Below are 26,910 nucleotides of genomic sequence, written 5' to 3'. Positions count from 1 at the left end.
CCGTCAAGGGCCTGACGCGATTCCAGGAAAGGTGTGTGCGGTTTTCCCGGGAAAAGCGCGGTGCGCTTTCCTTTGGGAATTGCGTCAAAACAAAGAGTTAGAGCAGTTCGCCGTTTCCGTGAGACCGTAAACCGATCCAGTATGCCCTCAAGCCTTCAGCAGGCGCAGAACGATGTCGTTGCTGTAATTGCCGAAGCCGTTGCCGAAGATGTTTATGCCGCCAGGGTGACGCGCATCTTCCTTCACGCCGATTCGTATCCGGATCGAGCGGTGCCGCTCAAGCTCCAGGTCAGCCAGCGAGCATTTGGAAACCTTGTCGTTACCGCGATAGGTACCGTTGTTCGTGACGCGCCAGTGCACGAGATCGCCATACTGCGATCCAGCCAGCTTCCACCAGCCGGGCGTATGCTTGCCCCGCTTGTCGCCATAATCGGCCGGCGCCGTCCAGGTATCGATCTCATGTCCGTTGATCGCGACCGTGATGTCCGATGGCCAATCCTTCGACGTGCCCGGCACCTCGGACGAAAGCTCCATCGCCAGCTCCAGCCCGCCGACTTTGGCATTGGCAAGCGTCGCATTGTTGGGAAACTGGTATTCGACGAAGCCGCGCGTGAACCACAGCAGCCCGGCCCGCATACGGTCGGGATCGAGGAAGGTATCGGGCACATCGAGAAGTCCGATAACGCCGTCCTTTGAACACAGGCCGCAGGGAGCGGAAACCTCGCATCTTGTGTAGAGTCCAAGCGGCATCGCCACTTCTATGACGCCGAGGTCTTGCGCGGGGGTGCGGTCCTTGAAGACGACAACCAGTTCGGAGAAGGTCGAATAGCAGACCTTCTGGCTTCCCTTGCGCGCCTTCTGTGATTTCGTCTCGATCAAACCGACATCGACAAGAACCTGGATGTTTGCCGAAATTGTCGATTGCGGAAGACCCAGTTCCTCGGCCACTTGATTGACGTTTTTCGGCCCCTTGCGGTGCAGCAGGTCGAGAATCCGGACCCGGACCTCGCTCGCGAGGCTCTTCAACAGGTCGAGCCGCTCAAGCGGATCGACAACCATGATTTCATTCGACATATGGCCCGCGCTCGTCACACGGGCTATGTATCAGCAGATCAGATACAAATAAAGCGGGGGCGTTACAAATCGAACCGCGTGGTCCCCGCCACGTGCAGGTCGGCACATTGCCGACCTGCCTGCTTCTACGGTCGGGGTGATCAGGCCACCCTGACCACGAAATGCTTGGTCACCGGCTCGACGATCTTCCACGTGCCCTTAAAATCGGCTTCCACCACGAAAGCGTCGCCGGGGCCGACTTCGCCAGGCGTGCCGCCGTCGGGCGTGATGATGATGCGGCCGGCGATCATGTGCACGAACTCATAATCGGTGTAGGTCGCGTGATAGGTGCCGGGCGACGCCCGCCAGGTCCCCGACATCACCTTGCCGTCCTCCGTGGTGTGCTGGACGGCGGTCTGCATGGTCGGGTGACCCTCGACCACGATCCAGCCGGGCAGGTCGCCGGCTTCCGCGTGCTCGACGGGGCCGAATTTGAGGATCGTCTTGTTCGTCATGCCGGGTTCCTTCCGCTTCATGTGTCGCAGAGGTCGGATAGCCGATGCATGGCACGGGAGCAATGCACGCGCCATGAGGCCAGAAGCTTTTGCGCACAGCCTAGGACGTCCTGCCGCCCGCGGCTGTCCTACGGCTTCTGACGGGCCGAAACCAGTTCCGCCTTGCGCCGCGCCGTCTCCAGCCCGAGGCCGATGAAGGCGCGCGCGTGCTTGGCGAGCGCCATATTGTCGGTCCACAGATTGCGCCAGATCGCGGTCTTCTTCGACAGGTTCTCGTCGACGATCTCCGACGAGAAGGACTCGAAGCTGAGATCGTCGGCATAGCCGATGGCGGTCAGCGCGTCGAAAATCGCCGCGAAGTCGATATTGCCGGTGCCAAGGAAGCCGCGATGGCTCTCGCCGATATGGACATAGCCGATCTTGCCCGCGGCGTGGCGGATGGCCAGCCCGACATCGGCCTCCTCGATGTTCATGTGGAACGTGTCGAGATGCAGGAAGATGTTGTCCGAGCCGGTGTCTTCGATGAAGGCAAGACCTTGCGCGGCGGTGTTGAGCAGGTTGCTTTCGAAGCGGTTGACGATTTCGAGATTGAGCGTGACGCCGGCAGCCTTGGCCGTCTCGGCGACCTTGGCCAGCGCAGCAGTGCTGCGGTTCCATTGATCGCGCGTCGGCGCTTCTACCTGCAGGCCGTGGCTGGCCGACAGGATGCCGGCGACCTTGCTGCCGCCGAGATCGCGCGTCAGCGCAATAGTCTGGTTGAGGATCTCGACGCCGCGCGCCGCAACCGCCTTGTCGGCGCTCGATATGTCGCCGTCACCAGGCAGGCCGATGCTGATCGCCACGCCGAGGCCGAGATCGGCGATGCGTTTGGCAAGCGCGGCAATGTCGACATCGGCCGGGTCGAGATAGGAGAATTCGATCAGGTCGAAACCGGCCTCCCTGGTGTTGGCCAGCGTGCGTTCGAGCGCGCTTTGCGCCGAACTCGCCGACCAGACGAAAGAATGGATTCCGATGCGCGCCATGATCGTCTCCGGTGTGTCGCGATGAGGAAAGGCGCGGCCGGATCGATCCGGCCGCGCGTGTTGGAGGGATCAGCGGGCCGCGGTCCAGCCCTTGTAGTCCTTCAGGTTCTCGGCGGTGATCAGCTTGGGATCGAGCAGCACGGTGGCCTCCGCCGGCTTCTTGCCGGCGAGCAGCTCGGCGGCCATCGTCAGCGACTGGCCGGCCATCACATAGGGATCCTGCGAGGCCGAGGCCTTGATCATCGAGGTGCCGGAAGAGAGCTCCTTCTCGATATCCGGCGCGCCGTCGACCGCGGTGAAGATGAACTCCGAGCGGTTGAGCTGCTTGGCGGCAAGCTGGGCGCCGATCGCCGTCGGATCGTTGATGGCGAACACCGCATCGATCTTGTCGAAGCGGGTGAGCAGCGACTGGAACACTTTCAGGCCGCCGTCGCGCGAGCCTTCGGCGTTCTGGTCGTCGGAGAGGATCTTGATGTCGGGATGCTGCGAAAGCACGTTCTTGCAGCCCTTGACCCGCTCAAGGATCGACGACGATGCCGGACCGTTGAGGATGACGTAGTCGCCCTTGCCGCCGGTGTGGTCGACCAGGTACTGGCACGCCTCTTCGCCGGCCTTGACGTTGTTGGTCATCACGGTGACGTCGGCGCCCGGCGCCGAGACGTCGAAGGCGGCAACGATGATGCCGGCAGCCTGTGCCTTCTTCACCGCCGGCGCGATCGCCTTGGCGTCGACCGCATTGAGCATGATCACGTCGACGCCCGCGGCGATGAAGGAATCGACCTGCGAAACCTGCTTGTTGAGGTCATAGTCGGCGGACACCGACGTCACCTCGACCTTCGGATTGATCTTCTTGGCCGCGTCCTCGATGCCCTTGATGGTGGCGACGAAGAAGGGGTTGCCGAGCAGGCCGACCGAGATGCCGACCTTGTTGAGGTCCTTGGCCGATGCCGGCGCGATGGCGACGGCCGCGAAAGCGGCGCCGCAGAGCAGTTTGGCGATGGTCTTCATTACGCTTACTTCCTCCTGATGCACCGAGCCTCTCACGGTGCGTTACACAAGCCGGTCTTTGATGCCGGCGACCAGGTCACTCACGTTCTCGCCCCTGCCTGGAGCCGGTAGCGGTCGAGGGCGACCGCCACGATGATGACCAATCCCTTGATGATGTACTGCCAGATGTCCGAAACGCCGGCCAAGATGAGCCCGTTGGACAGAACCGCGATGATCAGGCCGCCGATCAGCGTGCCCCAGATCGAGCCGACGCCGCCGACGAAGCTGGTGCCGCCGAGGATGACGGCGGCGATGGCGTCGAGCTCGTAGGACTGGCCGAGCTGCAGGCCGTTGGCGGCGTATAGCCTTGCCGCCGACATGGCGCCGCCGAGGCCGGCGAGCAGGCCGGACACGCCATAGACGAAAAGCAGCACCAGCGGCACCTTGATGCCGGTCAGCCGCGCCGCCTCGGCATTGCCGCCGACGGCGTAGATCCAGGTGCCGAGCACCGTGCGCTTGAGCACCAGCCAGGACAAAACGACCACCGACAGCGCGATGACGACCAGCCAGGGAATCCCGAACAGCGAGCCATTGCCGATGAAGTCGAACGGCAGGTCCGAATTGAACACGGTGGTGTCCTGGCCGAGCAGGCGGGCAATGCCGCGCACGGCCGTCAGCGACCCCAGGGTGACGATGAAGGGCGGCAACCTGATATAGGCGACGAGGAGCCCGTTCACGAGACCGAAGCCGAGGCCGACGAGGATGGCTGCCGGCACGCCGAGCAGGCCCCAGTCCGGCACCAGAGACACCATTACCGCCACCATCGCCGAGGCGGCGAGGATGGAGCCGACCGACAGGTCGATGCCGCCCGTCAGGATGACGAAGGTCATGCCGGCGGCGAGCACGATGTTGATCGACGATTGCTGCGTGACGATGAGCAGGTTGGTCTCGGTGAGGAAGCGGGGATTGATGAACTGGAAGCCCGCCGCCAGCAGCACCAGCACCGGCAGCATGCCAAGTGCGGCGAAGGCTGTGCGCAGCCGCCGGCTCCTGACCGTCGCCTGATCCACGCTCGTCGTCGTTCTGTCGGTCATCCCTGGGCCGCTCCCGTCGCAAGTTCCATGATCGCCTCCTGCCGCAGCGGCTCGCCTCCGGATGCCGTCACCTCGCCCGCGATAGTGCCGTCGCGCATGACCAGCACGCGGTCGGCTACGCCGATCACCTCGGGCAATTCGCTGGAGATCATCAGGATGGCGATGCCCCGGTTGGCGAGGTTGTCGATCAGCCGGTAGATTTCCGACTTGGCGCCGACATCGACGCCGCGCGTCGGCTCGTCGAGGATGACGACCTTCGGCTCCGTCTCCAGCAGCCGGGCGAGCAGCACCTTCTGCTGGTTGCCGCCCGACAGCGAGCCGGCATTGGCCTGCGCCGAGCGGGTGCGGATAGACAGGTCCGCGATCGCCTTTGCCGCACGCCTTTCGGCGGCGCTGAAGTCGCGCAATCCACCGGTCCGCGCGTCCCTGGCCAGCACGCCCATGCTGATGTTGTCGGAAATCGACATGTCGAGGAACAGGCCGAGTTCCTTGCGATCCTCGGTCAGGTAGGCGATGCCCGCGTCGAGCGCCTCGCGCGGCGAGCCAATGGAAATCGGTTTGCCGTCGAGTTCCAGCGTGCCGGCGCTGCGCCTGTCAGCGCCGAAGATCAGTCGGGCAAGCTCGGTGCGGCCTGAACCGACGAGACCAGAGAGGGCCAGCACCTCGCCCTTGTGCAGGTCGAACGAGCAGTTTTTCAGCAGGCGTCCGTCGGACATGCCGCGCACCGAGAGTGCGATGGCGCGCTTGGCGTCCGGCGGACGATGATCCTTCTTGTAGAAGGCGGAGAGATCGCGGCCGACCATCATCGAAACCAGCCGCGAGGCGTTGAGGTCGGCGCGCTCCAGCGTGCCGACATAGCCGCTGTCGCGCAGCACGCTGACCCGGTCGGCGAGCTGGTAGACCTCTTCCATGCGATGGCTGATGTAGATGATGGCGATGCCTTGCGCCTTCAGCGTCGCGATCACCTCGAACAGGCTGTCGGTCTCGCGCGACGTCAGCGACGTCGTCGGCTCGTCCATGACGATGATGCGCGCATTGGTCGACAGCGCGCGCGCAATCTCGACCAGCTGGCGCTCGCCGAGCGACAGGCTGGAGACCAGCGCACGTGCCGAGAAGGAGACACCGAGCCGCGCAATGATTTCGTTCGCCCGCCGATTGCACTGATCGCGGTCGACAATACCGAAGCGGCGCGGTTCGTTGCCAAGGAAGATGTTCTGCGCCACCGTCAGATTGGGCGCCAGCGACAGCTCCTGATAGATAACCGCGATGCCTGCGGCGCGCGCCTTGATCGGATCACCGGTCGCGGCGGGCACGCCGTCGATCAGGATTTCGCCGCCGGTATCCGGCCGATAGGCGCCCGACAGGACCTTCATCAGCGTCGACTTGCCGGCGCCGTTCTCGCCCATCAGCGCGTGCAGCTCGCCGGCATGGACGGTGAGTGAGACATCCTGCAACGCGCGGATCGCCCCGAACGTCTTGGAGATGTGACGCATCTCCAGCACCGGCTGGCCCGCCCTCTGCGTCTCAGCGGTCGCGGTCATCGCGCACCTCTTGCCGTTTTGACGGCGGCGTCCTGCCCGGCAACGCGATCGCGCCAGACGTTGCGATAGCCGGCGAAACCAGTGAAGCGCGTCGCCTGTACCGGCTCCGGCGTCTCGGCGGCGAAGTCGCGCCCGACGCTCTCGAAGGCGAGCGCCGCCGCCCCCGTGGCGCTGCCCTCCAGCGTGGCGCCTTGCAGGAAGGCCTGGCCCGGACGCAGCTCAGCCAGCAGCCCGGCAAGCAGGCCGCCAGTGTTCAGCCCGCCATCGACGATGACGGTGTCTTGCGAATGGATGAGGTCAAGGCAGAGATCGACCATCAGCGCCACATAGAGCAGCGCTGCCGCGGCGCGTTCTGCGGCATCTGGCGTGCGCCCGACCAGCTGGCCGGGACGGTCCGGCATCGGTCCGCCCGGCGCGAAGCTCGGCAGCGCCATGATGCCGGCGTCGATCGCTTGCTGGACCGCGCCATGCGGGATCGCGCCTTGCCAGCCGCCGCTGATGGCGGCGAATTCGCGCCCGCCCATGAAGCGGATGGTCGGTACCGGGCCGCCATCGACATCGACATTGACCAGCATGTCGCGGTCACGGTCGAGCACGTCCAGCGGGCAATCGGGATTGAGCACGACGACCCACGTGCCGGTCGACACCACGGTCAGCCGGCCAAGCTCCTGGCGGCGATAGGCATGGAGCGCCGCATTGGAGTCGTGGACGCCATTGTGGATGGCGATCGGCCGCGCCGCGCCGCCAAGTTGCCGCTCGCCGATCACGGTGCCGGCGCGCGCGAAGGCCGGCATCTGGCCGCGCCACCCCTCGGCATCGACCAACGAGGAAAAGTCGCGTTTGCGCGGCGCCCACAAATGCGAATGGCAGCCGAGGTAGGATACTTCCGAGACGGGTCGGCCACCGAGGCGCCAGCTCCAGTACTGGGGATAGCCGAGGATCGATTTCGCCGCCGCGAACGCGTCGGGATCGACTTCCTGCAGCCACAGCATGTGACGCCCATAGTTGAAGCCGAGCGGCAGGCGCGGCGAGAACGTCTCGGCAAAATCCGGAATGCGGCGATCGATCCGGGCGGCGATTTCGGCCGGCGGCTCCTGCTCGTAATCGAGGATCGGATGCGTCAGCGCCGCGTCGTCCACCAGGGCGAAGGTGCAGCCATGGCCCGACACCATCACCCCTTCCACGCCATGGCTTTCGACCACCTCGGTGACGGCACCGAGCGCCCAGCCATGCAGTGCGGCCTCGTCGAGCACGCTGAAGCCGCCCTGGCGCGTCCATCTCGGCTGGGTGCGGCGCTCGTCGAGGATGCGTCCGTCCTGGCCGAAGACGAACAGCTTCGAATTGGTCTTGCCGAAATCGAGGACCGCCACTTTCACGGGACGGCTCCCGAAGTGGACGCGATCCGCACCATGACGCCGGCATCCTCGAGCATGCGTGCATCGGCATCCGAAAGGCCGTCATCGGTGATCAGCGTGCCGATGCGCGACAGCGGCAGCGCGACATTGCGAGCGTGGATCGACAGTTTGCGGCTGTCGGCCAGCACCACGATCTGATCCGCGCAGAGGCTGAGATCGACAATGGAGCGCACCAAAAGCGGATGCGATTCCAGCACGCCTTCCTGATTGAGGCCCTGCGCGCCGAGAAAGAATTTCGAGGCGTAGAAGGGCGTCGCCTGGGCCGACGAATGGATGATGCCGGGCTCGCGATGCAGGTCGCCGCCGGCAACGGTCAGGCTGCAATGGCCATGGTCGCTGAGATAGGCCGCGAGCGGCATCGAATTGGTGTAGAGCCGGATGTTGCGCTCGGCGAGCTTGACGCCGAGATGAAAGCAGGTCGAGCCGCCATGCACGATGACCGCATCGCCATCGCGCACCATGGTCGCGGCGATGGTCGCGATCTGCCGCTTGGCTTCGACCGCGAGGTCGCGGTTCTCGTCATAGGGCCGGGCGTAGGCGACACCGGCATGCGAGGCGCCGTCGAGCGCCGAGATGCCGCCATAGACCTTGCGCGCCTCGCCGGCTTCATCGATCCGGTCGATGTCGCGCCTGACCGTCGCCGCCGAAACGCCAAGCCGTTCCTGCAGCTCGCGCACCGAGGCGAACGGACGGTCCCGCAGCAGTTCGACGATCTGACGCTGGCGGCCGGAGTCGCTCAACTCTTTCCTCCCAAGTGCCATTTTCCACGGCAGTTGGTGCAACTTACTCAACATTAGTCAGATTGCAAGCCAGTTTTGATGATAGTAGATCACTGTTGACGTAAGTCGCTCGCATCTGCGATATCAGCGCCAACACCGGTCCCGAAGGCGGGATCTTGGGCAAGCGTTGAGGGAAAGGCGCCATGGCAACCCAAGCTGACGCGCAGGAACTGGCAGCCTTGCGGGCGCTTTCAGCCAGCATCGGTCTCAACCCGCATATGACTCAGGCGGCGGGCGGCAACACCTCGCTCAAGGCCGGCGACACGCTGTGGATCAAGGCCTCCGGCACCTGGCTGAAGGATGCGCTGAGCGACGACATCATGGTGCCGGTGGCGATGGCGCCGCTGCTCGAGGCGGTCGAACAACGCGATCCGGCCGCCGACAAGCCGCAGGCCTTCGCCATCGACGAACTCAATCCGCGCGGCCTGCGCCCGTCAATCGAAACCACGGTACACGCCTTGATGCCGCAACGCGTGGTTCTCCATGTGCACTGCGTCGACACGATCTCGCTGGCCGTGCAGGCCGACGGCGAAGCCGAGGTCGCCAGGCGGCTCGGCGGCATCGAATGGGCCTATGTGCCCTATTGCCGGCCGGGCCTGCCGCTCGCCCGTGGCATTTCCGAGAAACTGCGGCCTGGTGTCGACGTGCTGATCCTTGGCAATCACGGGCTGGTCGTCGCCGCCGAGACCGTCGCCGAGGCGGAGCGGCTGCTCCATCGCGTCCGCTCGCTGCTGGCACGGCCGGCGCGCGAGACTGCAGCGCCCGATATCACGGCCCTGACGGCGCTCGCCGACGGCAGCGTCTACCGATTGCCGGTGGATGTCGAAGCCCATGCGGTCGCGCTCGATCCGCAAAGCCGCCGCATGGCCGGGGCCGGCAGCCTCTATCCCGACCATGTCATCTTCCTCGGCCAGGGCTCGGTGGTGGCCAAGCCGGGCGAGAACGCGGCGGGCGTCACCGCGCGCCTCGGTGCGGCCCCCATGGCGATCCTGTTTCCCGGCGCCGGCGTGCTGATGCGCGGCGACGCCAGTGCCGGCGCCGACGCCATGCAGCGCTGCCTCGCCGATGTGACGGCACGCGTCGATGTCGCGGCGCGGCTCAATTATCTCACCGCCGCCGAGAACGACGAACTGGTCAATTGGGACGCCGAGCAGTATCGCCAGAAGCTCAATGCCTCCGGCGGCTAGCAAAGGACAGAAGACATGATGCCCCTTGTCATCGGCATCGACATCGGCACGTCGGGCGCGCGCGCCGTGGCCATGCGCCCGGATTTTTCGATCGCCGGCCAGTCCGCCGTTCGGCTCGACAGATTCGGCCAAGATCCACGCGCCCCCTCGGTATGGCGGCAATCGGTCGAGGCAGCTCTGACGGAACTGCTTTCGGGCATCGACCGCACTGCTGTCCGCGCCATCGCCGTCGACGGCACGTCCGGCACGCTGCTGCCGATCGACGCCGCCGGGCGGCCGCTGGCCGAACCGCTGATGTACAACGACAAGGTCGACGACGCCGGCATCCTGGCCGCCATCGCCCGCGAGGCGCCGGAAGCGAGCGCAGCGCACGGCGCGACATCAGGCCTCGCCAAGGCGTTGCGGTTCCAGCATCTGCCCGGCATCGCAGCCGTGCTGCACCAGGCCGACTGGATTGCTGGAAATCTTACCGGCCGCTTCCACGTCAGCGACGAGAACAATGCGCTGAAGACAGGCTATGACGTCGAGGCCCGCCGCTGGCCGGACTGGATCGCGGCCACCGGCATGAACATGGACCTGCTGCCTGATGTCGTCGAGCCAGGCGATGTCACCGGCACGCTCACCGCGGCCGCCGCTGAGTTGTTCGGCCTATCGCCCGATGTGGTGGTGGTCGCCGGCACCACGGATGGCTGCGCCTCGTTCCTGGCGACCGGCGCCACATCAGCCGGCGACGGCGTCACGGCGCTGGGATCTTCGCTCACCATCAAGATCCTGTCCGACCGGCCGATTTCCGCGCCACGCTTCGGCATCTACAGCCATCGCCTCGGCGACACATGGCTGGCCGGCGGTGCATCCAATTCGGGTGGCAAGGTGCTGGCACAGCATTTTCCACTGGCGCGGATCATCGAACTCAGCGCGACAATCGACCCCACGACAGAGACCGGGCTCGACTATTATCCGCTCGGCACATCAGGCGAACGCTTCCCGATCGCCGATCCCGCCTTGCCGCCGCGCCTTTCGCCGCGACCGGCTGACGATGCCGATTATCTCAAGGCGATGTTCGAAGGCATGGCCGCGATCGAGGCGCTCGGCTACCGCAGGCTGGCCGAACTCGGCGCGCCTGGGCTGACTTCGGTCCGCAGCGTCGGCGGCGGCGCGGCAAACGCGGCCTGGACGGCGATCCGGAAACGCAAGCTCGGCGTCGATTTCCTGCCCACTCTTTCCGACGAGGCGGCTGCCGGCACAGCGCGGCTGGCGCTGAAGGGCGCAAGCAAGGCGGGATTGCTATGAGCGCGAAAACAATCGAACGCCTCGACGGCATCGGACCGCTGGCCGAGCGCTACCAGGTTTTCCTGCTCGACCAGTTCGGCGTGCTGCATGACGGCCAGGCGCCTTATCCCGGCGCGGTGGAGGCCTTGTCGGCACTCAAGCGTGCCGGCAAGACAGTCGTTCTGATCTCCAATTCCGGCAAGCGCGCCAGGCCCAATGAGGACCGCCTGCTGAAACTCGGCTTCGCCGCCGGAAGCTGGGACCATTTTGTCTCCTCCGGGGAGGTGGCGTGGCGATCCTTCAACGACATGGCCGAATCGGGAAAGCTGCGTCCGGGGACAAAGTGCCTGCTGATCAGCCGCGACAACGACCGTACGGCGATCGAGTGCCTGCCTTTCGTGCTGACGCAGGCCGGCGAAGACGCCGAACTGGTGCTGATCTCGGCCAGCGAAGGCGACCGCCACGACCTTGACCACTATCGCCGCCTGCTCGCCCCGGCGGCGGCGCGAAAAGTGCCGGGCTTCTGCACCAATCCCGACAGGATCATGCTGACGGCGGTCGGCCCCCGCTTCGGCGCCGGCGAGATCGCAGATCTCTACGAAAGCTTGGGCGGCAGCGTCACGCGCATCGGCAAACCCTATCCGGCGATCTTCGATGCGGCCCTGGCGCTGGCCGGCGAGCCTGAGCGCGGCAGCGTCGTCTGCGTCGGCGACAGCGTCGAGCACGACGTAGCGGGCGGCAACGGCGCCGGCATCGCCACGGCGCTGGTGCTCGGCGGGATATTGGCGGACACACCGGATCTCGCCGCCGTTTTCGACGAGCACCGGGCCTGGCCCAACTACATCACGGGATCCTTCAGCTTGCGCTGAACGCCTCGAGCATGCGCTTGGCGCTTTCCTCATCGGTGATCAGGATCGTCGGCGCGATCAGGCTCATCGCGCCGAGCAGCGCCTCGGTCTTCTCCTCGCCGCCCGAGGTGAGGATGCGGATCGGGGCCGCGCGCAGGCGGTCGACTTCGACCGACATCACGTGGCTGTTGACGGGATGGTCGACCAGATCGCCATTGCGGTCGAAGAAATGGAACAGAAGGTCGCCGACGGCGCCGCGCTCGAGCAGCGCCTCCCGATCCGCTTCCTTGAGGAACCCTCCGCGAGAGAAGGTGGTGGCCGAAGCGATGCCGCCGACGCTCAGCAGAACCGCATCGAGCACGTTGGCCATTTCGAAAACCTCCTGCAGGCCGCAGCGCTCGACCAGCGCGATCTTGGTCTCGACGCTGTCGACGACGGCCGGCGTCGGGATCAGATAGCCGTCGCCCTGGAAGATCTGGGCGAAGCGCCAGGCGAACTCGGCCGGGTTGTATCGCCGCACGACGCCGACGCCGCCCAGCAGCGAAATGACCTTGAAATCGGAGAGCGACTTGGCGCTGATGAAGGGCAGGCTGGAGAACAGCGTCCGGCCCCAGCCGACGCCGACGCGCATGCCTGACTTCATCGTGTCGGACAGGAAAGCCCCGGTCTTGGCGCTGATTGCCGGGATCGGATCGGCATTGGGCGCGGTGAGCGGGGCGACCAGCGCCTGCTGCAGGCCGAACGTCCGCTCCAGCGCGCGCTCCAGCCGCACGATCTCCGACAATTCGCTCTCGATGGTGATCTTCACTTCGTTGCGCGAGCGCGCCTCGGCCAGCATGCGCACGATGGTGACGCGGCCGACGCCGAGCACGTCGGCGATCTCGTTCTGCGTCATCTGCTCGACGAAATACATCCAGGCAGCGCGAATCCGGAGGCGGTCCGTCCGGCTTTCACTGGCGACCTGCTCGGTCGCCTCGGCTCCTGCACGCCCCCCTTCGGCCCGCCCCTCTTCGGTTTGTCGTCGCCTGGCCAAGTCATCCCTCCCCCGCGGCGACGGACGAGCGCGCCGTCGCCGATTCTGCATGCTGGTCTAGTATCGCCTATTGATCTACCAATCGATAGGAACAATGTAGAGTCGGCGACGGGCCCTTGCCGGCCGCCCTGCAAGCCACTTTCGAGGCAGACCGCGATGCTCCGACAAATCTCCGAAGACGTGCGCGTCAATTTGAAGGACCGGTTGCGGGAAGTCCGCGACATCATCCGGCAAAGCCGTCATGACGGCACCGGTGACGCCAGCGTGTTGCGCGAAGCGACCAGCCATCTGCCGCCGTTTCCGGGCAAGGGCATCGAAGGCCTGCTCAGCCATGCCGCCAGCGCCGTCGATGAAGCGCTGTCGATCGCCGAATCCTTTGTCCCGCACGAGCGCCCGATCAAGGTGGACGGCACGACCGTGAAAGGCCTCGGCACCTATTTCCCGGCCGGAAACGAAGACCAGCAGTTGAGTGCCGAGCGCCTGTTCCGGCGCGACATGTACTATCTGACGAAGGCGGTTCTCGCCGGGCTGAAGATCGACAATGCCCGCATTCATGAGGCCGATTTCGCCGCCGCGCATGCCACGATGCGCAAGCGCCATGGCGACCTGCTGGCCGCGCTGACCGCCCCGGATACTGGACTGCAGGCAATCGCGGCCACCTGCGCGGCGCTGCTGGTCGAGTTGCTCAGCCAGCGTCCGGTGCGCTTTGGCGAAGCCGCGCCGGAAATGGCCGGCGAGAGAGCGCTCGACGTAAGCTGCCTGGCGCCGGTGGTTCTGGCCTGCGGCCTGGCGACAACCGGCCGCGACGGCGCGCCGGAGCCGGACATGCTGGAGATCGCGATCCTGGCTGCCGATATCCGTCACGACCGCATCGTGCAGGCCTGCGCCAAGGCAAGCCCGGTCGAGGAACTGACGCCAGTCTTTGCCACCTTGCTTGCCCACTTGCCGTAAGCTCCAGCAGCTGTCGCGGGGATCTAGTCTCCGGCCGTCATGGCTGTGATCGTTTTTTTGGCGCGCTGGATCGAGGCCGGGCTCATCGAAAGCTCGGTCAGTCCCATCTCGATGAAGGCCGGGATCAGCTCCGGGCGTCCGGCAGCCTCACCGCACATGCCCACCATGATGCCGGCGGCGACGCCGGCTTTGGCGGTCATCTCGATCGCCGACATGACCGCCGGATTGGTGACGTCGTTGAGCTTGGCCACGGTCGGGTTGAGCCGGTCGGCGGCCATGATGTACTGGGTCAGGTCGTTGGTGCCGATCGAGAAGAAGGCCACCTCTTTCGCCAATGCCGGGGCGATCAGCACGGCAGCCGGCGTTTCGATCATCACGCCGAGATCGAATGTCGCGTAAGGCACGCCTTCGGCCTTGAGTTCGGCGGCGCATTCATCGACCAGTGCGCGGGTGCGCGTGACTTCGGAAATATCGGACACCATCGGCAGCATCACCTTGATGTTGCCGTGCACGGCCGCCCTCAGCAGCGCCCTGAGCTGGCGCTTGAAGATATCGGGCCGGTCGAGGCACATGCGGATGCCGCGCCAGCCGAGAAAGGGGTTCTCCTCGTCGGGAAACTCGATCCCGGCGATCGGCTTGTCGCCGCCGATGTCGAGCGTGCGCACAATGACCGGATAGGGCGCGAAGGCCTTGGCCAGCGCCGCATAGGTCTCGGCCTGCATGTCCTCCGAGGGAAGATGCATATGGCGCATGAACAGGAGCTCGGTGCGGAACAGGCCGACGCCCATGGCGCCCGCTTCCTGCGCCGCCTCGATTTCTTCCAGTGAGCCGATATTGGCCGCAACCTCGATCAGCTTGCCGTCGGCGCGTTTCGGCGTCACTGTCTTGAAGGCGGTCAGGCCGGCGCGCTCCTTGGCGGCCGCCTCGACGCGGCCGGCGTATTCGGCACGCGTCGCCTCGTCCGGGTCGATGATCACATGACCGCTGTTGCCGTCGAGCGCCACGTCGCGCGCGGCACGCAAGGCGTTGATCTGCTCGCCAAGGCCCAGCACCGCCGGAATGCCGTGCGAGCGGGCGATGATGGCAATGTGCGAGGTGGCGCCGCCATGGCCGCAGATCACCCCGCCAATGCGCTTCAGCGGCGCACGCGCCAGATCCCAGGCGCCGATATCGTCGGCGATCAGAATGGCCCCTTCGGGAATGCTTTCGAGGCTGACGTCGTCCTGGCCGAGCAGCACCAGGCAGATCTGCCGGCCGACGGCATGGACATCATCCGCCCGCGCATTGAGATAGTGATCGTCGACGGCGCTGAAATCGGCGGCGATGGTGGCGGCTGCGGTGATGACGGCCGAGACCGCATCGTTGCCGCCCTTGATCGCCTTCTCGGCCTCGCCGGTCAGGCTGTCGTCGGCGGCGATATCCCTGAGGGCCGCGACGATGCCTCGGTCGCCGGCCGACAGGCTGTCCTGCGCCAAGGCCCGGTCCATGCGCGCCTGGACGGCAGCAACGGCGGCGCGGAACCTATCGATCTCGCCAGCGATTTCTTCGGCCTGCAGCATGCGGCCCTGCCCGGCGATGTCAGGCGGGAAATGCGCGAAGGCCGGCCCGATCGCGACGCCCTCGCTTGCGGCGACACCGCGCAAGCCGTTCGCTTCGCCTGGCGCGGCCGGCACAGACGCCGGTGCGGGTGCCGCCTGGCCGGCATCATTGGCCGGGCTCTGCGGCTCGGCTTCGTCGTCGAGACCCGCCTTGGGGTTTTCCAGATAGCCGATCAGCGCTTCGATCGCCTCGATGGCGTCGGCGCCGTTGGCCCGCACGGTGACTTCCTGGTTTTCCTTGACCGCCAGCAGCATCAGCTTGACGGAACTCTTGGCGCTGACCGCCTTGCCGTCCTTGACCAGCTCGACATCGGATTCGAAGCCCTTGGCGAGCTTGACGAACCGCGTGGCGGGACGGGCGTGCAAACCTTCATGCACTCTGACGATGGTCGAGCGTTCCATGGCAAATACTCTGCTTTTTCTAGAGCAATTCGTCGTTTCTCGGAAACGACGAATTGCTCTAACTCTTTGTTCTAACGCAATTCCGGACGGAAAACCGTTTCACACTTTTCCTGGAATTGCTCTGGAGCCAAAACCAGATGGTTGCGGCGCGGATGCTTCAGCCGGCGATGGTGATGATCGCATCCGTCTTCAGGGCGGCCACGAGCGCCTGGGCATCGACCTGCGACGCACATATTTCGCCCGGCCTCTCGGCCTCGGTGGCGCCGTTGAACGAGATGACGACGTGGCCCATCTCGAGCACCTTGCTCCACGCGTTGGAGCCGACGGCGGTTATGACAGCGGAAACCGGACCAAGGGTGATCGACGCGCCTTTCTGGGGCGCGCCGTCGCTGGGTCCGAGCTCCGTCTTGTGGAGCACCGAAACCTCGGCAAGCTCCGGCGGCGAGCCATCCGCAAACAGGATGACCACGCCCCCTTCGGCAAGATCCGCCACTTCGGGCCCGATGGAAGTGACCCGTGTTCTCAACAGAACCGTCATGTGGCGAACCTCATTTTCAACTTTCCTTAAAACACGATCAGGCTGACGACCCAGGCGATCAGCACCGAGACCGGGCCCATGATCTGGCGGCTGATGAGCACCGCCGGAACGCCGATTTCGATCGTCTTCGGCTTGGCTTCACCGAGCGCCAGGCCGACGGGGACGAAGTCGCAGCCCACCTGGGTATTGTAGGCAAACAGCGCCGGCAGGGCCATTGCCGGCGAAATCGTGCCATTGGCGATCTGCGGACCGATGATGGCCACGCCGATGACCTGCGCGATGACGGCGCCTGGCCCGAGGATAGGCGACAGGAACGGCAGGCCGCAAATGGCCGAGATGATCAGCAGGCCGACAATGTTGTTGGCCAGCGGTCCCATCGGCTGGGCGAGCACGTCACCGATGCCGGTATAGAGGATCAGGCCGATGAGCATGGTCACGAAGGCCATGAACGGCAGCACGTTGCGCACCACCTGGTCGATCGTGCGGCGGCCGGCATTGAAGAAGATGCCAACCACCCGGCCCATGACGCGGCCGATCGAGCTGATCAGGCCGATCAGCCCGCCTTCGCTCGGCAGCGGCTGTGGTGCAGCGGCTGCGGTGTTGTTGTTTGAACTCATCGATGCTGCTCCCCCCGCAGTGGTGACCGCCTCGGATCCGTCCGCCATTGTGACGTTGGCCGGCTTCACGCCCGAAACGTAGATGTCCTCGGTGATGAACTGGGCGAGCGGCCCAGCCTGGCCGACCGGCGTCAGATTGACGGTCGGGATGCGCTTGCGCGGATAGACGCCGCAGCGTGCGGTGCCGCCGCAGTCGACGACGACCACCGCCATCTCGCCTTCGACCGGCGGCGCCTTGAAACCGTCGACGGCCGTGGCGCCGGTCATGTCGGCGATAAGCTGGGCCACGGGATGGATGCCGCCGCCGGTGACGGAGACGACCTTGTCGCGCTGGCTGGTCGGCTCGATGACGAGCGGGCCGCCCCAGCCTGTGTTGCCCCGGGAGATCTTAACGGCTTTGAATGTCTTGGCCATGATGTCCTCCCCGCCCTTACAGCTCGACGCCCTGGCGGCGTGCCATGATGGTGGTGATGCGCTCGGTCAGCATGCCCTTGAGCAGGATGACGACGAGGCCGACAATGGCGTACCAGATCGCCACCTTGACGTGGTAACCGGCGACGACAACGCCCTTCTTCTCGAGCTCGAGCAGAGCCACGAGAATGCCGCCCCAGACGAAATACTCGCCGGGATTGATGTGTGGGAACAGGCCAAGCGGCGGATGCACGTAAGAGACGGCCGCGTCATAGAAGGCCGGCTTGTGCTTTTCTTCCAGGAACGATCCGAACGTGTAGGCCATCGGATTGGTGAGGAAGAACACCGCCAGCAGCGGCAGCAGCGTGTAACGGGTCAAGGCGATCCTGCCGGCGCCGCGCGCCAGGCCATGCACGCGCTCTTCGCCGACCAGTTCGGTGACGGCGTAGAAGGCGGTCATCAGCACGACCAGCGTCGGAATGATGCCGGTGACGAAGCCGGCGAACACTTCACCGCCCTTCTGGAAGATGCCGATGAAGTACTTGCCGATGGCGGTCAGCCAGCCGAGCTGCTCTTCCTGCTGGACGTCCTTCAGTTTTTCCTTGAACTGATCGACGGTGATGGGTCCGCTGTCTGCCTGCGCAAGGACAACGAGATGGTCGGAAGCATGCTCGACGGCGAGCTTGCCATGCAAAGCAGCATCCGAGACCATGGCACCTGCGACATGCAGATTGTGCACGGCCATGTCGGCATGCTGCGCCAACAACGAAAATACAGACATTTCTCCTCCTTATGCCGCCCGCCGGTTATCCCAGTCGGTGCGCGGCGTCCTCTAAGCCCTTGCTACGTTCAAGCCGGCCAGGCCCGGCTTCTTCCCCGGCTCCGACCGTGTTTTGTCGATCTGTTCGATCGCCCGCTTCACGGCCTCGGCCACACCGGGTTCCCCCTCCCCCATGATCGCAGGGTTGGACCGGAGTCGATCGAGGGGAACACCCTCGAATTCTTCATGTCTCTTGAACTTGGTGAAGACGGAGCGGCCGCTCATCACCATCAGGCGGCGCACGATCAGGTCAGGCGTCACCACGACGAGCGCGATAGTGCCCTTGGCCAGCCGGCCGCGAAAATTGCCGGCCCCGACGAAGCCGTCCTTGTACTGGTCGGTGACACCCCGGAAGACATCCGAATAGTGCCGCATCTGCAGCCAGACGCCGAGCGACTGCAGCGCCCACACAATAACCAGCAGAAGCAGTCCCCACTGCCAAATCGCCATTCGGTTCTCCTCCCGAAGCCTATGTTGAGCCGCACCTTGGACCGGCGCGCGACAACAGCAAAGTGAGAACATTTGTTTCCGCGAATGTCAATATGTATGATATTGACCTCCACAACGCCATCCACAGAGCCGTCTGCCGATTTCGGCGGCGGCGTGGCTGTGCTAGCCTGTCGTCAAACGGGATGCATGAAATGGAACTGCCCTTCAGGGACGAACTGGCCCTTATGCCCGACCTGCGCCACCGGTTGCGGCAGCTGCGCTGGTTCCGCGCCACCTTCCGCGGCAGCGCCAAGGTGGTCGCGGACACGTTTGGCGTGCGTTTCGAGATCGACGAGGCGAAGCTGACGCGGGCCTTTCTCGACTGGGTCGAGATCATGGAGGCGCAGAAGCGCTTCGCCGCGATCGACCGCGCCGACTTCATCGTCTTTGCCGCCGGCCTCGTGCTGCGCGAACTGATCAAGCAGGCGCCGGCCCGGGAAATCTCCGGCCTCGCCGATCTCATCGAGACGGAGCAGAATGCCGGCACGCTGGAAATCATCCGCTTCTGGCCGGAAGGCTTCCTTTACACCAACTACTGCGTCTCGGTGATATCGGCGATCTACGAGCAGGAGTTCGGCAAGGCGCCCAGCATCGACAAATGCGCCGACGATCTGCGCACCTGGTGGTCCTATCGCGAGAACGTGACCGAGATGCCGGCCTACGCAGTGGCTTTCCTCGACCGCTTCCTCGGAGCCGAACCGAACTGGATCACGCCGGACCGCGCGCAGTCCCGGCAAGCCATGCAACGGGCGCTCGGATCCGGCCGCGCAAGCGATGCTCTGCGCCAGCTTTGACTGCCCACCCTTTCAGGCTCAAAACGCGCCGAGACATCGCACTATTGAACATTTGACTTTTTGACGATAGCGATGTGCGAGATTTGACGTGAGGAGACATGCGCGTGGCGCGAGGAAGGCCTATCATTTTCGATTGCGACGGTGTTCTCGTCGACAGCGAGCCGCTGGCCGCCAGGGCCTATGAGCGCGTCTATGAAAAGCACGGCATGCCCGGCGTCCATGGCGGCATCATCGCCCAGTGCGTCGGCATGAAGCAGTCCGACATCATCGTGCGGATCAAGGAATTGACCGGCCATCAGTTTCCCGCTGCCGCGGATGGCGACATCTGGGCCGAGACCAAGGTGCTGTTCACCGAGGAATTGAGGCCTACGCCGGGAATCGCGGCATTTCTGCAAACGCTCGAGGGCGACCGCTGCGTTGCCTCATCATCCTCCGTCGAGCGGATAAACCACAGCCTTGCCGTCACCGGTCTGGCGCATTTCTTCGGCGAGGCGATCTACAGCTCCTCCATGGTCAAGAACGGCAAGCCGGCGCCCGACATCTTCCTGTTCGCCGCCCTCAGGATGGGCGCCGATCCGGCCGACTGCATCGTCATCGAGGATTCGCCCTTCGGCATCCAGGGCGCGGTCGCCGCCGGCATGACGGCGATCGGCTACACCGGTGGTGGCCACACCTATGCCGAGCATGGCGCGCGGCTGACGGCGGCCGGCGCCGATTTCGTCTGCGCCGACTGGCAAGAAGTTAGCCGGCAATTGGCCGGGATCGGCGTGCCGGCCTAATTCAGCGGATACTTGGTGAATCCACGGCTGGCCCATTCGCCGGGCGGGACTATTGACCCCACACGGAAGTTGAACGACAGCACCCTCGTCGCATCGGCGTCGACCTCGCACCGGAAGTTCAGATTGTACCAGGTGTTTCTCGTGCTGAAGGCGGCCAGCGGAGGATTGAGGACATTGCCTTTGTCCAGCTGAATGGTTGGCACCCATTTGATCGAATAGTCGGCACTTTGCAGTTCCTGGCTCAGAACATTGCCGCAAAGGGTGGCCACGCGCTGACCGCGCGGCACGTTCTCCATGGAGCTTGTGGCGAATGCATCGCCGGTTGCCCCCTGCGAGAAGAGCTTTCGAACACCCGGAAGGCCGGAATAGATCGGCGATCCTGCAGCGGCAGTGTTCGCGGGACTTGACTTCGCTGCTTTGCCGCCTGGGGCTTTGAAGGCTCGCGCCGATTTGAAACTCATCGTCTTTGCAGGTTTGGGTTTTGCCTTTCCGGCCGCGGGCGCTGGCTTGTTGCCGGCCTCGGCCGCCAATGGCTTTGGCGCCACGACGGCTTGCTCCTCGTCGGTTTGCGGCGCCGCCTCCTGTTTGTCGGGCTGCTGTTTGTCAGTATCCTCGGTCGCCTGCTTTTCCTCGCTTTGCGCAGGTTTTTCGTCCGGCGCGGCGGTTGCCGGCTTCTCGTCAGGCTTGCTGGGCTCTGCCTTCTGCTGTGGCGTTGCAGCCGGGGCGGGCTGGGTCGGCGCGGGTGTCGGTACTACCGGCGGCTTCGCCGGCTCATCCTTGGCCGGTGACGGCGTGTTGGGTTTGGCGCTGCTTCCGTCGAGCGATTTCTCCGGGCCCGTATCTTTCTGGCCGTACTGGAAGACCCGCTTCAGAACATGGTCGTCTGGCGTTTTCGGTGGCTCCGGAGGGGGCTTTTGTTCAGGCGGCTTTTCAGCCTTCTTTTCAGCCTTAGGCTCCGGTGGCTCTGGAGCAGGTTTCGGCTTGGGCTTCTCGGGCGGCGGCACAATCGTGACATTGACGGGCTGTTCCTGCTGATCCGGCTGCTGCTCGGATCTCGGCACGCCAAAGAACAAGAACGCTCCGATCAAGGCATGCAGGATCAGCGATGCGGCCAAGGCCCATCGCCAATTGCGAACCCACTCTCGTATCTTGCCGTTCATTACGCCCGATGTGGAATGAAATAGCGGCGGCTTCAAGCACAGGCATCGGATTGGCGCGGTTTTGCCGCTGACAGCTCGGTGATCGGTATGGTCGACACAGGCGCACCTGCACGGGCCGCTGACGCGCCTCAATGAGCAGCGTCCGTCCTGACATTCACGACAAGCCGATATTTATCAAGCCCCAAGGCTCTGTTCCGCGGCCGCAGCCGGGATCAGCCAGCCGGATTTTATGCGCAGCCGTGCCTGGACCCCACTCTCCAGCGTAACCGGATCTGGCTGTTCGAAATGCAAGGTGAGATCAGGGCCAGCGGAAGGCGTGAATTCGATTCGGGCCGCCCCTCCCTGATAGATCACCCGTTTGACGAGACCGTCGAAGCCGGCCCCGTCCGGCGACATGTCGAGATCGGCCGACCGGCAGCAGATCTTGGCACCCGCACGTGGCCGCTCGCCGGGGCGGCAGCGGACCAGCAGTTCGGTTCCCAGAACCCTGACCTTGCAATGGCCGCCTTCTTCGTCCGTCAGGACATCCGCCGGCAGCAGGATGCCCTGCGAGATGAAGGAGGCGACCATTTCATTTGCCGGCTCATGATATAGCTTGCGCGGCGTCGCGAGCTGCGCAAGACGGCCATGGTCCATCACCGCGATGCGGTCGGCCAGCGCCATCGCCTCGGCCTGATCATGGGTGATGTAGACGATGGTCGTGCCGGTGCGCTTGTGGAAGGCGGCGAACTCATCCTCCATCGAGGCTCTCAGATGGACATCGAGATTGGCAAGCGGCTCGTCGAACAACACCAGCGACGGCGCGGCGACGAGGCAGCGCGCGAGTGCGACGCGCTGGCGCTGGCCGCCGGAGAGATTGGCCGGCCTGCGCTCGCCCAGCCCCTGCAGATTGACCAGGGCGAGCGCGTCCTCGACCTTCCGGCGCGCGACCGCCTTGTCGAGCTTCGCCACCTTAAGCGAATAGCCGATATTCTCGGCAACCGTCATGTGCGGCCACAGCGCGTAGTTCTGGAAGACGATGCCGACGCGCCGCTTTTCCGGCGCGACGCTGCCGCCGCTGTTCGACACGACATCGCTGCCGATGCGGATCTCGCCCGAACTCACTTTCTCGAAGCCGGCGACGAGCCGCAGCAATGTCGTCTTGCCGCAACCGGAAGGCCCAAGCACCGCCAGGAACTCGCCGTCGGCGACGTCGATCGAGACATCCTTGACCGCATCGAAGTCGGCGAAGCTCTTGGTCACACGGTCCAGGCTCAGTCGCGCCATGGCAGAACTCCACTCGGAAGATGAGGGGCAAGCAGATTGGTCACCAGCATCAGCACGAAGGTGACCGCGACCGTGATGACGGACATCGCCGCCGCGTAGTTGGAATCGCCGCCCTGCTCGAAGGAAAACATCACCACGCCGATCGTCTCGGAACCCGACGACCAAAGCAGCGCCGAGACGGTGAGCTCGCTGAGCGCCGTCATGAAGATCAAAAGACCGCCGGCGATCGCCGCCGGTGCGACCAGCGGGAAGACGATGGTGCGCAGGCGCGTGAACAGCCCGGCGCCCGCCACCTGTGCGGCCTCTTCCAGCGCCCGGTCGATCTGGTGATAGCCGCTGATGGTCGGCCGCAGCGCCAGCACCAGGAAGCGGGCGAGATAGGCGTAGAGGATGATCCAGACCGTGTTGTAGAGCTGGATGCCGGTCATCGGGATCGGTCGCAGGAAAAGCAGCAGCGAGGCGATCGCCAGCACCACGCCGGGCAAGGCATAGGGCAGCTCGACCGACAGATTGAGCAGCCGCACCCAGCGCTGCTTGCCCCAGGCGATGAGATAGCCGACGGGCACGGCGACCATGACCGCGAAGAAGGCGGCGGCGATCGACAGCCAGAAACTGTTGAAGAAGGCGCGCTTTGCGGCATCATGCTCGAACAGCACGAAGCGGTAATTGTCGAGCGTCGCCGTCTTGGCGGTGAGCGCGATGCCGTAGCCGGGCACCAGCGAGGTCAGCACCAGCCCGAACAGCGGCAGGAACAGCACCAGCACGATCAGCAGCCACATGCCGGCCTGGACGGCGGGGCGCCAGCGGCCGAGTTCGTAGGGTTCGGCCGCCAGCGATGTCGAAGAGATGCGGTAGTCGCGGCGGCGGCTCATCACTTCCTGGGCGAGGATGCCGGCCATGGCGATGACGCCGATCAGCACCGACAGGAACGCGGTCTCGCCGAGCACGGCCGGACCGCCGCCGGCCAGCTTCTGATAGATCAAGGTCGGCAGAACCAGATAATTGGCGGGAATGCCGAGGAAGGCCGGGATGCCGAAATTGCCGACGCAGGAGACGAAGGCAAGTGCGGCCGCCGCCATGATCGAGGGCGTCATCAAAGGCAGTACGATGGTGACCAGCACAGTGCACCAACCGGCGCCGCCGGCGCGTGCCGCCTCGACCAGTTCGCGCGGCAGCTTGCGCAGCCCGGCCCGCACCAGCAGGAACACCAGCGGGCCATATTGCACGCCAAGCAACAGGATGATGCCCGAGGTCGAATAGAGCGCGTTCTTGGTGCCGAGCGGCGGTGCCGCGCCGAACAGCTTGAGGAATGGGCTTGCCGGGCCGAACAATTGCAGCCAGGCCAGCGCCGTCACCTGCGGCGCGATCATCAGCGGCATGACGTAGCAGAGCACCAGGGCACCGCGGCCGCGTATGTCGGTCAGCGAGACCAGCACCGCCACCAGCGTTCCCGACAGCACCGCAAGCAAGGTGCCGCCAATGCCGACGACCAGCGTGTGCCATGTCGCGATCCATGTCGCCGGGCTCCGCAACCCGACCTCAATGGTCATGGTCGACAAGGTGCCGCCAGGTGCCACGATCTCCTTGACGAGGCGCAGCATGGGCAGCAGCGAAAGCAGCACGATGACGACGGCCACAGCCGCCGTCAGGACCATCTCCTGGCCCCGGCTTTCCCTGATGCGTGTCGACATGATTGATTTCCCGAGATCGATCACCGGTGCGACCGGAATTTGTCGAAGACGCGATGCCATCCGGACGGCATCCCGCCACGACTGCCGGATCAGCCGCCGAACAGTTCCTGGAACTTCGCCTTGTCGGCGTCGGTCTTGGCGACGATTGCCTTGGTGTCGAACGGCATCACCTTGACCTTGACGCCTTCCGGCAGCCATTCGGGACGGCCGACCGAGGCGCGCGCCGGCAGGTAGCCCATGGACAGCGCCAGCTTCTGGCCTTCATCCGACAGAATGAAGTCGACGAACTTCTTGGCGCCGTCGACATTCCTAGCGGTCTTCATGATGGCGACCGGCTCGGTCACCGCCGGCACGCCTTCGCTCGGGAACACGAACTCGACCGGCGAACCCTTCTTCTTGGCGTTCATCGCCATGAAGTCGACGAGGATGCCATAGGGCTTCTCGCCCGAGGCCACCGACTTCAGCACCGCGCCATTGCCGCGCACGCTGACGGTGTTGTTGGCCTTCAGCTTCTGGAAGAAATCCCAGCCATAGTTGGTATCGCCGGCAAAGCCCGAAAGCAGATAGGCCGCCGCACCCGAATAGAGCGGGCTCGGCATGACCAGGCTATCGGCATAGGCGGGCTTGGCGAGATCGGCCCAATGCTCCGGCTTCTCGGCGGCCGCGGTGTTGTAGACGATGCCGGTGGTGATCAGCTTGCTGCCGAAATAGGTCTTGTCGGCGTCATAGGCATCCGCCTCGATGCCGTCGAGCTTGGCCTCGGCATAGGGCAGCAGCCGGTCGTCTTTCTTCAACAGCTCCATCGAGACCGCGTCGGCGATCAAGAGCACGTCGGGCTGCGGGCTGCCGGCGGCAAACTCGGCCGCCATCTTGGTCAGGATATCGCTGGTTCCGGACCGATAGATGGTCACGTCGATGCCGGGCTGCGCCTTCTTGAAGGCATCCACGGTCTTGGCTGCGTCCGCTTCCGGCTGCGATGTGTAGAGCGTCAGCGTTTCGGCATTTGCCACGCCGGCAAACAAAGTTGCCGCGAGCGCCAGCTGGCTGGCCAGCAGCTTGATGAATAGCGTCTTCATGAGACCTCCTGTCTTGTCTGTGCATGACCGGTCCGGCCCTGGCCGGCTCCCCGTCTCTTCCTCCCTGCACGGCGCATATGACTGGTGGATGACAGCGCACATGCGCGATCGGATCAAGCGACAGCTTGGCATGAGATGCCCTGACGGCACGACAGGAGGGCCCGCGGACCTGGCCTTCCGCGAGCCTGTTGGCGCAACTGGACGCCAGACCTAGGAGCTATGTTCCAACACTCATCAAAGGCGCCCGACTGGCGCTAGACGAGCATGCCCATCGGGTTTTCGATGAGGTTCTTGAAGGCGGCCAGCAGTTCCGCGCCGAGTGCTCCGTCGACGGCGCGATGGTCGGTCGACAGCGTCACCGACATGACGGTGGCAATCTTGATCTCGCCATTCTTGACCACCGCCCGCTCCTCGCCGGCGCCGACCGCCAGGATCGTCGCATGCGGCGGGTTGATGACGGCGGCAAAATCCTTGATGCCGAACATGCCGAGGTTGGAGACGGCTGTCGTACCGCCCTGATATTCTTCTGGCTTCAGCTTGCGGCTGCGGGCGCGGCTGGCCAGATCCTTCATCTCGTTGGAGATGGTCGACAGCGTCTTTTCGTCCGCATGCCGAATGATCGGCGTGATCAGGCCACCGGGGATCGAGACGGCAACACCGACATCGGCGTGCTTGTGCTTGACCATGGCACTTTCTGTCCATGAGGCATTGGCATCCGGCACCGCCTTCAATGCCAAAGCCATCGCCTTGATGACCATATCGTTGACCGACAGCTTGTAGGCTGGCGCCTCGCCCTTGTCGGTCTTCTTCATGGGTGCCGCGGCATTGATCTGCGTGCGCAATGCCAGGAGCGCGTCGAGCTCGCAGTCGAGCGTGAGATAAAAATGCGGAATGGTGGATTTTGCCTCGACCAGGCGGCGCGCAATGGTCTTGCGCATATTGTCGTGCGGGATGAGGTCGTAGGAGCCCTGCTCGAACAGCTTCAGCACCTGATCGTCCGACATCGGTTTGACCGCCGGCGCGGAAGCAGCGGGAGCTTCAGGAGCCACCGCGGGGACTTCCTTGGCTGCGCCCTTGCCAACCGCCGCGTCAACATCCGCCTTGACCACCCGGCCATGCGGGCCGGTGCCGATGATGCTGGCAAGGGCAAGACCTGCCTCACGGGCCAAACGTCGGGCAAGCGGTGTCGCGCGTGCGCCCGACGGCGATTGGCCAATCTCCCCCCTTGTGGGGGAGATGTCCGGCAGGGCAGCGCGCCCCTCTGTCGGCTTCGCCGACATCTCCCCCACGGGTGGGGAGATTGGAGCCGCGTCCTGCTTGGCCCCATAGGCCTCGTCGTCGGCATAGATCCACGCCACCGGCGCACCGACCGGAATATCGACGCCTTCCTTGCCGGTGACGTCGCGCAAGACGCCGCTGGCCGGTGCATCGATCTCCATCGCCGCCTTGTCGGTCTCGATCTCGAACAGCACGTCGCCCTTCTTGACCCGGGCGCCTTCCTCGGCGAACCAGCGCGAGATCTGTCCGGTCGCCATGTCCATGTCGACCTTGGGAAGAATGACTTCAGTCGGCATG

At 64.8% G+C, this 26,910-nt stretch carries 25 protein-coding genes; 6 read left to right on the top strand and 19 right to left on the bottom strand.

Annotated features, from left to right (window positions below; translation table 11 throughout):
- Positions 1 to 147: 147 nt before the first annotated feature.
- The 8 genes from JG746_RS07885 to JG746_RS07850 all read right to left on the bottom strand — a co-directional run bounded on the left by JG746_RS07885 (position 148) and on the right by JG746_RS07850 (position 8,367).
- Complete coding sequence (locus tag JG746_RS07885) at positions 148 to 1,074, bottom strand: ArsR/SmtB family transcription factor (RefSeq protein ID WP_202357633.1); 927 nt, start codon at positions 1,072 to 1,074, stop codon at positions 148 to 150.
- 140 nt (positions 1,075 to 1,214) lie between these two features.
- The gene (locus JG746_RS07880) at positions 1,215 to 1,568 is read right to left on the bottom strand and encodes a cupin domain-containing protein (protein ID WP_202357632.1); all 354 of its coding nucleotides are present in this window, start codon (positions 1,566 to 1,568) and stop codon (positions 1,215 to 1,217) included.
- A gap of 128 nt (positions 1,569 to 1,696) precedes the next feature.
- Complete coding sequence (locus tag JG746_RS07875) at positions 1,697 to 2,590, bottom strand: sugar phosphate isomerase/epimerase family protein (protein ID WP_202357631.1); 894 nt, start codon at positions 2,588 to 2,590, stop codon at positions 1,697 to 1,699.
- A 69-nt stretch (positions 2,591 to 2,659) separates the two neighbouring features.
- Positions 2,660 to 3,598 carry an ABC transporter substrate-binding protein gene (locus tag JG746_RS07870; RefSeq protein ID WP_202357630.1) on the bottom strand — a complete coding sequence of 313 codons (939 nt, stop codon included), beginning with the start codon at positions 3,596 to 3,598 and terminating at the stop codon, positions 2,660 to 2,662.
- An 80-nt stretch (positions 3,599 to 3,678) separates the two neighbouring features.
- Entirely contained in the window at positions 3,679 to 4,671 is a 993-nt protein-coding gene (locus JG746_RS07865) for an ABC transporter permease subunit (protein WP_202357629.1), read from the bottom strand.
- Positions 4,668 to 6,212: a sugar ABC transporter ATP-binding protein gene (locus tag JG746_RS07860; RefSeq protein ID WP_202357628.1), complete on the bottom strand. Its 1,545-nt coding sequence runs from the start codon at positions 6,210 to 6,212 to the stop codon at positions 4,668 to 4,670. Before JG746_RS07860 ends, JG746_RS07865 begins: the two co-directional genes overlap by 4 nt.
- Positions 6,209 to 7,588, bottom strand: a complete 1,380-nt coding sequence (locus JG746_RS07855) for a carbohydrate kinase (RefSeq protein WP_202357627.1) — start codon at positions 7,586 to 7,588, stop codon at positions 6,209 to 6,211. Before JG746_RS07855 ends, JG746_RS07860 begins: the two co-directional genes overlap by 4 nt.
- Entirely contained in the window at positions 7,585 to 8,367 is a 783-nt protein-coding gene (locus JG746_RS07850; protein ID WP_202357626.1) for a DeoR/GlpR family DNA-binding transcription regulator, read from the bottom strand. Before JG746_RS07850 ends, JG746_RS07855 begins: the two co-directional genes overlap by 4 nt.
- 182 nt (positions 8,368 to 8,549) lie before the next feature.
- Between JG746_RS07850 and JG746_RS07845 the strand changes: the two genes are divergently transcribed.
- From JG746_RS07845 to JG746_RS07835, 3 genes are read left to right on the top strand one after another with little or no spacing between them, the layout of a single operon-like run.
- Positions 8,550 to 9,593: a class II aldolase gene (locus JG746_RS07845; RefSeq protein ID WP_202357625.1), complete on the top strand. Its 1,044-nt coding sequence runs from the start codon at positions 8,550 to 8,552 to the stop codon at positions 9,591 to 9,593.
- A 15-nt stretch (positions 9,594 to 9,608) separates the two neighbouring features.
- Positions 9,609 to 10,883, top strand: coding sequence for an FGGY-family carbohydrate kinase (locus JG746_RS07840; protein ID WP_202357624.1), 1,275 nt, complete (start codon positions 9,609 to 9,611; stop codon positions 10,881 to 10,883).
- Positions 10,880 to 11,731, top strand: coding sequence for a TIGR01459 family HAD-type hydrolase (locus JG746_RS07835; RefSeq protein WP_202357623.1), 852 nt, complete (start codon positions 10,880 to 10,882; stop codon positions 11,729 to 11,731). Before JG746_RS07840 ends, JG746_RS07835 begins: the two co-directional genes overlap by 4 nt.
- On the opposite strand, the gene JG746_RS07830 is transcribed toward JG746_RS07835, so the two are convergent.
- A complete protein-coding gene (locus JG746_RS07830) occupies positions 11,718 to 12,743 on the bottom strand; it encodes a sugar-binding transcriptional regulator (RefSeq protein WP_244730696.1) in 1,026 nt (341 codons plus the stop codon). The genes JG746_RS07835 and JG746_RS07830 overlap by 14 nt on opposite strands.
- A gap of 156 nt (positions 12,744 to 12,899) precedes the next feature.
- Between JG746_RS07830 and JG746_RS07825 the strand changes: the two genes are divergently transcribed.
- Positions 12,900 to 13,694, top strand: a complete 795-nt coding sequence (locus JG746_RS07825; protein WP_202357622.1) for a hypothetical protein — start codon at positions 12,900 to 12,902, stop codon at positions 13,692 to 13,694.
- A gap of 23 nt (positions 13,695 to 13,717) precedes the next feature.
- Here JG746_RS07825 and ptsP read toward each other — a convergent pair whose 3' ends face one another.
- The 5 genes from ptsP to JG746_RS07800 all read right to left on the bottom strand — a co-directional run bounded on the left by ptsP (position 13,718) and on the right by JG746_RS07800 (position 18,530).
- Positions 13,718 to 15,694 carry a phosphoenolpyruvate--protein phosphotransferase gene (gene ptsP, locus JG746_RS07820; protein ID WP_202357621.1) on the bottom strand — a complete coding sequence of 659 codons (1,977 nt, stop codon included), beginning with the start codon at positions 15,692 to 15,694 and terminating at the stop codon, positions 13,718 to 13,720.
- Positions 15,695 to 15,851: 157 nt separating this feature from the next.
- Positions 15,852 to 16,232: a PTS glucitol/sorbitol transporter subunit IIA gene (locus JG746_RS07815; protein ID WP_202357620.1), complete on the bottom strand. Its 381-nt coding sequence runs from the start codon at positions 16,230 to 16,232 to the stop codon at positions 15,852 to 15,854.
- A gap of 26 nt (positions 16,233 to 16,258) precedes the next feature.
- Positions 16,259 to 17,263: a PTS glucitol/sorbitol transporter subunit IIB gene (gene srlE / locus JG746_RS07810; RefSeq protein ID WP_202357619.1), complete on the bottom strand. Its 1,005-nt coding sequence runs from the start codon at positions 17,261 to 17,263 to the stop codon at positions 16,259 to 16,261.
- 16 nt (positions 17,264 to 17,279) lie between these two features.
- Positions 17,280 to 18,041 carry a PTS glucitol/sorbitol transporter subunit IIC gene (srlA, locus tag JG746_RS07805; protein WP_027054143.1) on the bottom strand — a complete coding sequence of 254 codons (762 nt, stop codon included), beginning with the start codon at positions 18,039 to 18,041 and terminating at the stop codon, positions 17,280 to 17,282.
- Positions 18,042 to 18,092: 51 nt separating this feature from the next.
- Positions 18,093 to 18,530, bottom strand: a complete 438-nt coding sequence (locus JG746_RS07800; protein WP_095787930.1) for a transcriptional regulator GutM — start codon at positions 18,528 to 18,530, stop codon at positions 18,093 to 18,095.
- A gap of 191 nt (positions 18,531 to 18,721) precedes the next feature.
- Here JG746_RS07800 and JG746_RS07795 point away from each other — a divergent pair, with 191 nt between their 5' ends.
- Both JG746_RS07795 and JG746_RS07790 read left to right on the top strand, forming a co-directional pair.
- Positions 18,722 to 19,363, top strand: a complete 642-nt coding sequence (locus tag JG746_RS07795) for a hypothetical protein (protein WP_202357618.1) — start codon at positions 18,722 to 18,724, stop codon at positions 19,361 to 19,363.
- 104 nt (positions 19,364 to 19,467) lie between these two features.
- A complete protein-coding gene (locus JG746_RS07790) occupies positions 19,468 to 20,142 on the top strand; it encodes an HAD family hydrolase (protein WP_202357617.1) in 675 nt (224 codons plus the stop codon).
- Here the strand turns inward: JG746_RS07790 and JG746_RS07785 are convergent.
- The 5 genes from JG746_RS07785 to JG746_RS07765 form a co-directional block, all read right to left on the bottom strand.
- Positions 20,139 to 21,302, bottom strand: coding sequence for a DUF930 domain-containing protein (locus tag JG746_RS07785; protein WP_202357616.1), 1,164 nt, complete (start codon positions 21,300 to 21,302; stop codon positions 20,139 to 20,141). The genes JG746_RS07790 and JG746_RS07785 overlap by 4 nt on opposite strands.
- A 174-nt stretch (positions 21,303 to 21,476) precedes the next feature.
- Complete coding sequence (locus JG746_RS07780) at positions 21,477 to 22,568, bottom strand: ABC transporter ATP-binding protein (protein ID WP_202357615.1); 1,092 nt, start codon at positions 22,566 to 22,568, stop codon at positions 21,477 to 21,479.
- The gene (locus JG746_RS07775) at positions 22,556 to 24,259 is read right to left on the bottom strand and encodes an ABC transporter permease (RefSeq protein ID WP_202357614.1); all 1,704 of its coding nucleotides are present in this window, start codon (positions 24,257 to 24,259) and stop codon (positions 22,556 to 22,558) included. Before JG746_RS07775 ends, JG746_RS07780 begins: the two co-directional genes overlap by 13 nt.
- A gap of 89 nt (positions 24,260 to 24,348) precedes the next feature.
- Positions 24,349 to 25,335 carry an ABC transporter substrate-binding protein gene (locus JG746_RS07770; RefSeq protein WP_202357613.1) on the bottom strand — a complete coding sequence of 329 codons (987 nt, stop codon included), beginning with the start codon at positions 25,333 to 25,335 and terminating at the stop codon, positions 24,349 to 24,351.
- A 254-nt stretch (positions 25,336 to 25,589) separates the two neighbouring features.
- On the bottom strand, positions 25,590 to 26,909 hold the full coding sequence (locus tag JG746_RS07765) for a pyruvate dehydrogenase complex dihydrolipoamide acetyltransferase (RefSeq protein WP_202357612.1): 1,320 nt from the start codon (positions 26,907 to 26,909) through the stop codon (positions 25,590 to 25,592).
- Between the last annotated feature and the right edge of the window lies 1 nt (position 26,910).

Origin of the sequence: Mesorhizobium sp. 113-3-3 (assembly GCF_016756495.1) — a bacterium.
Lineage (GTDB): Bacteria > Pseudomonadota > Alphaproteobacteria > Rhizobiales > Rhizobiaceae > Mesorhizobium.
This window is presented reverse-complemented; position numbering and strand designations above follow the sequence as displayed.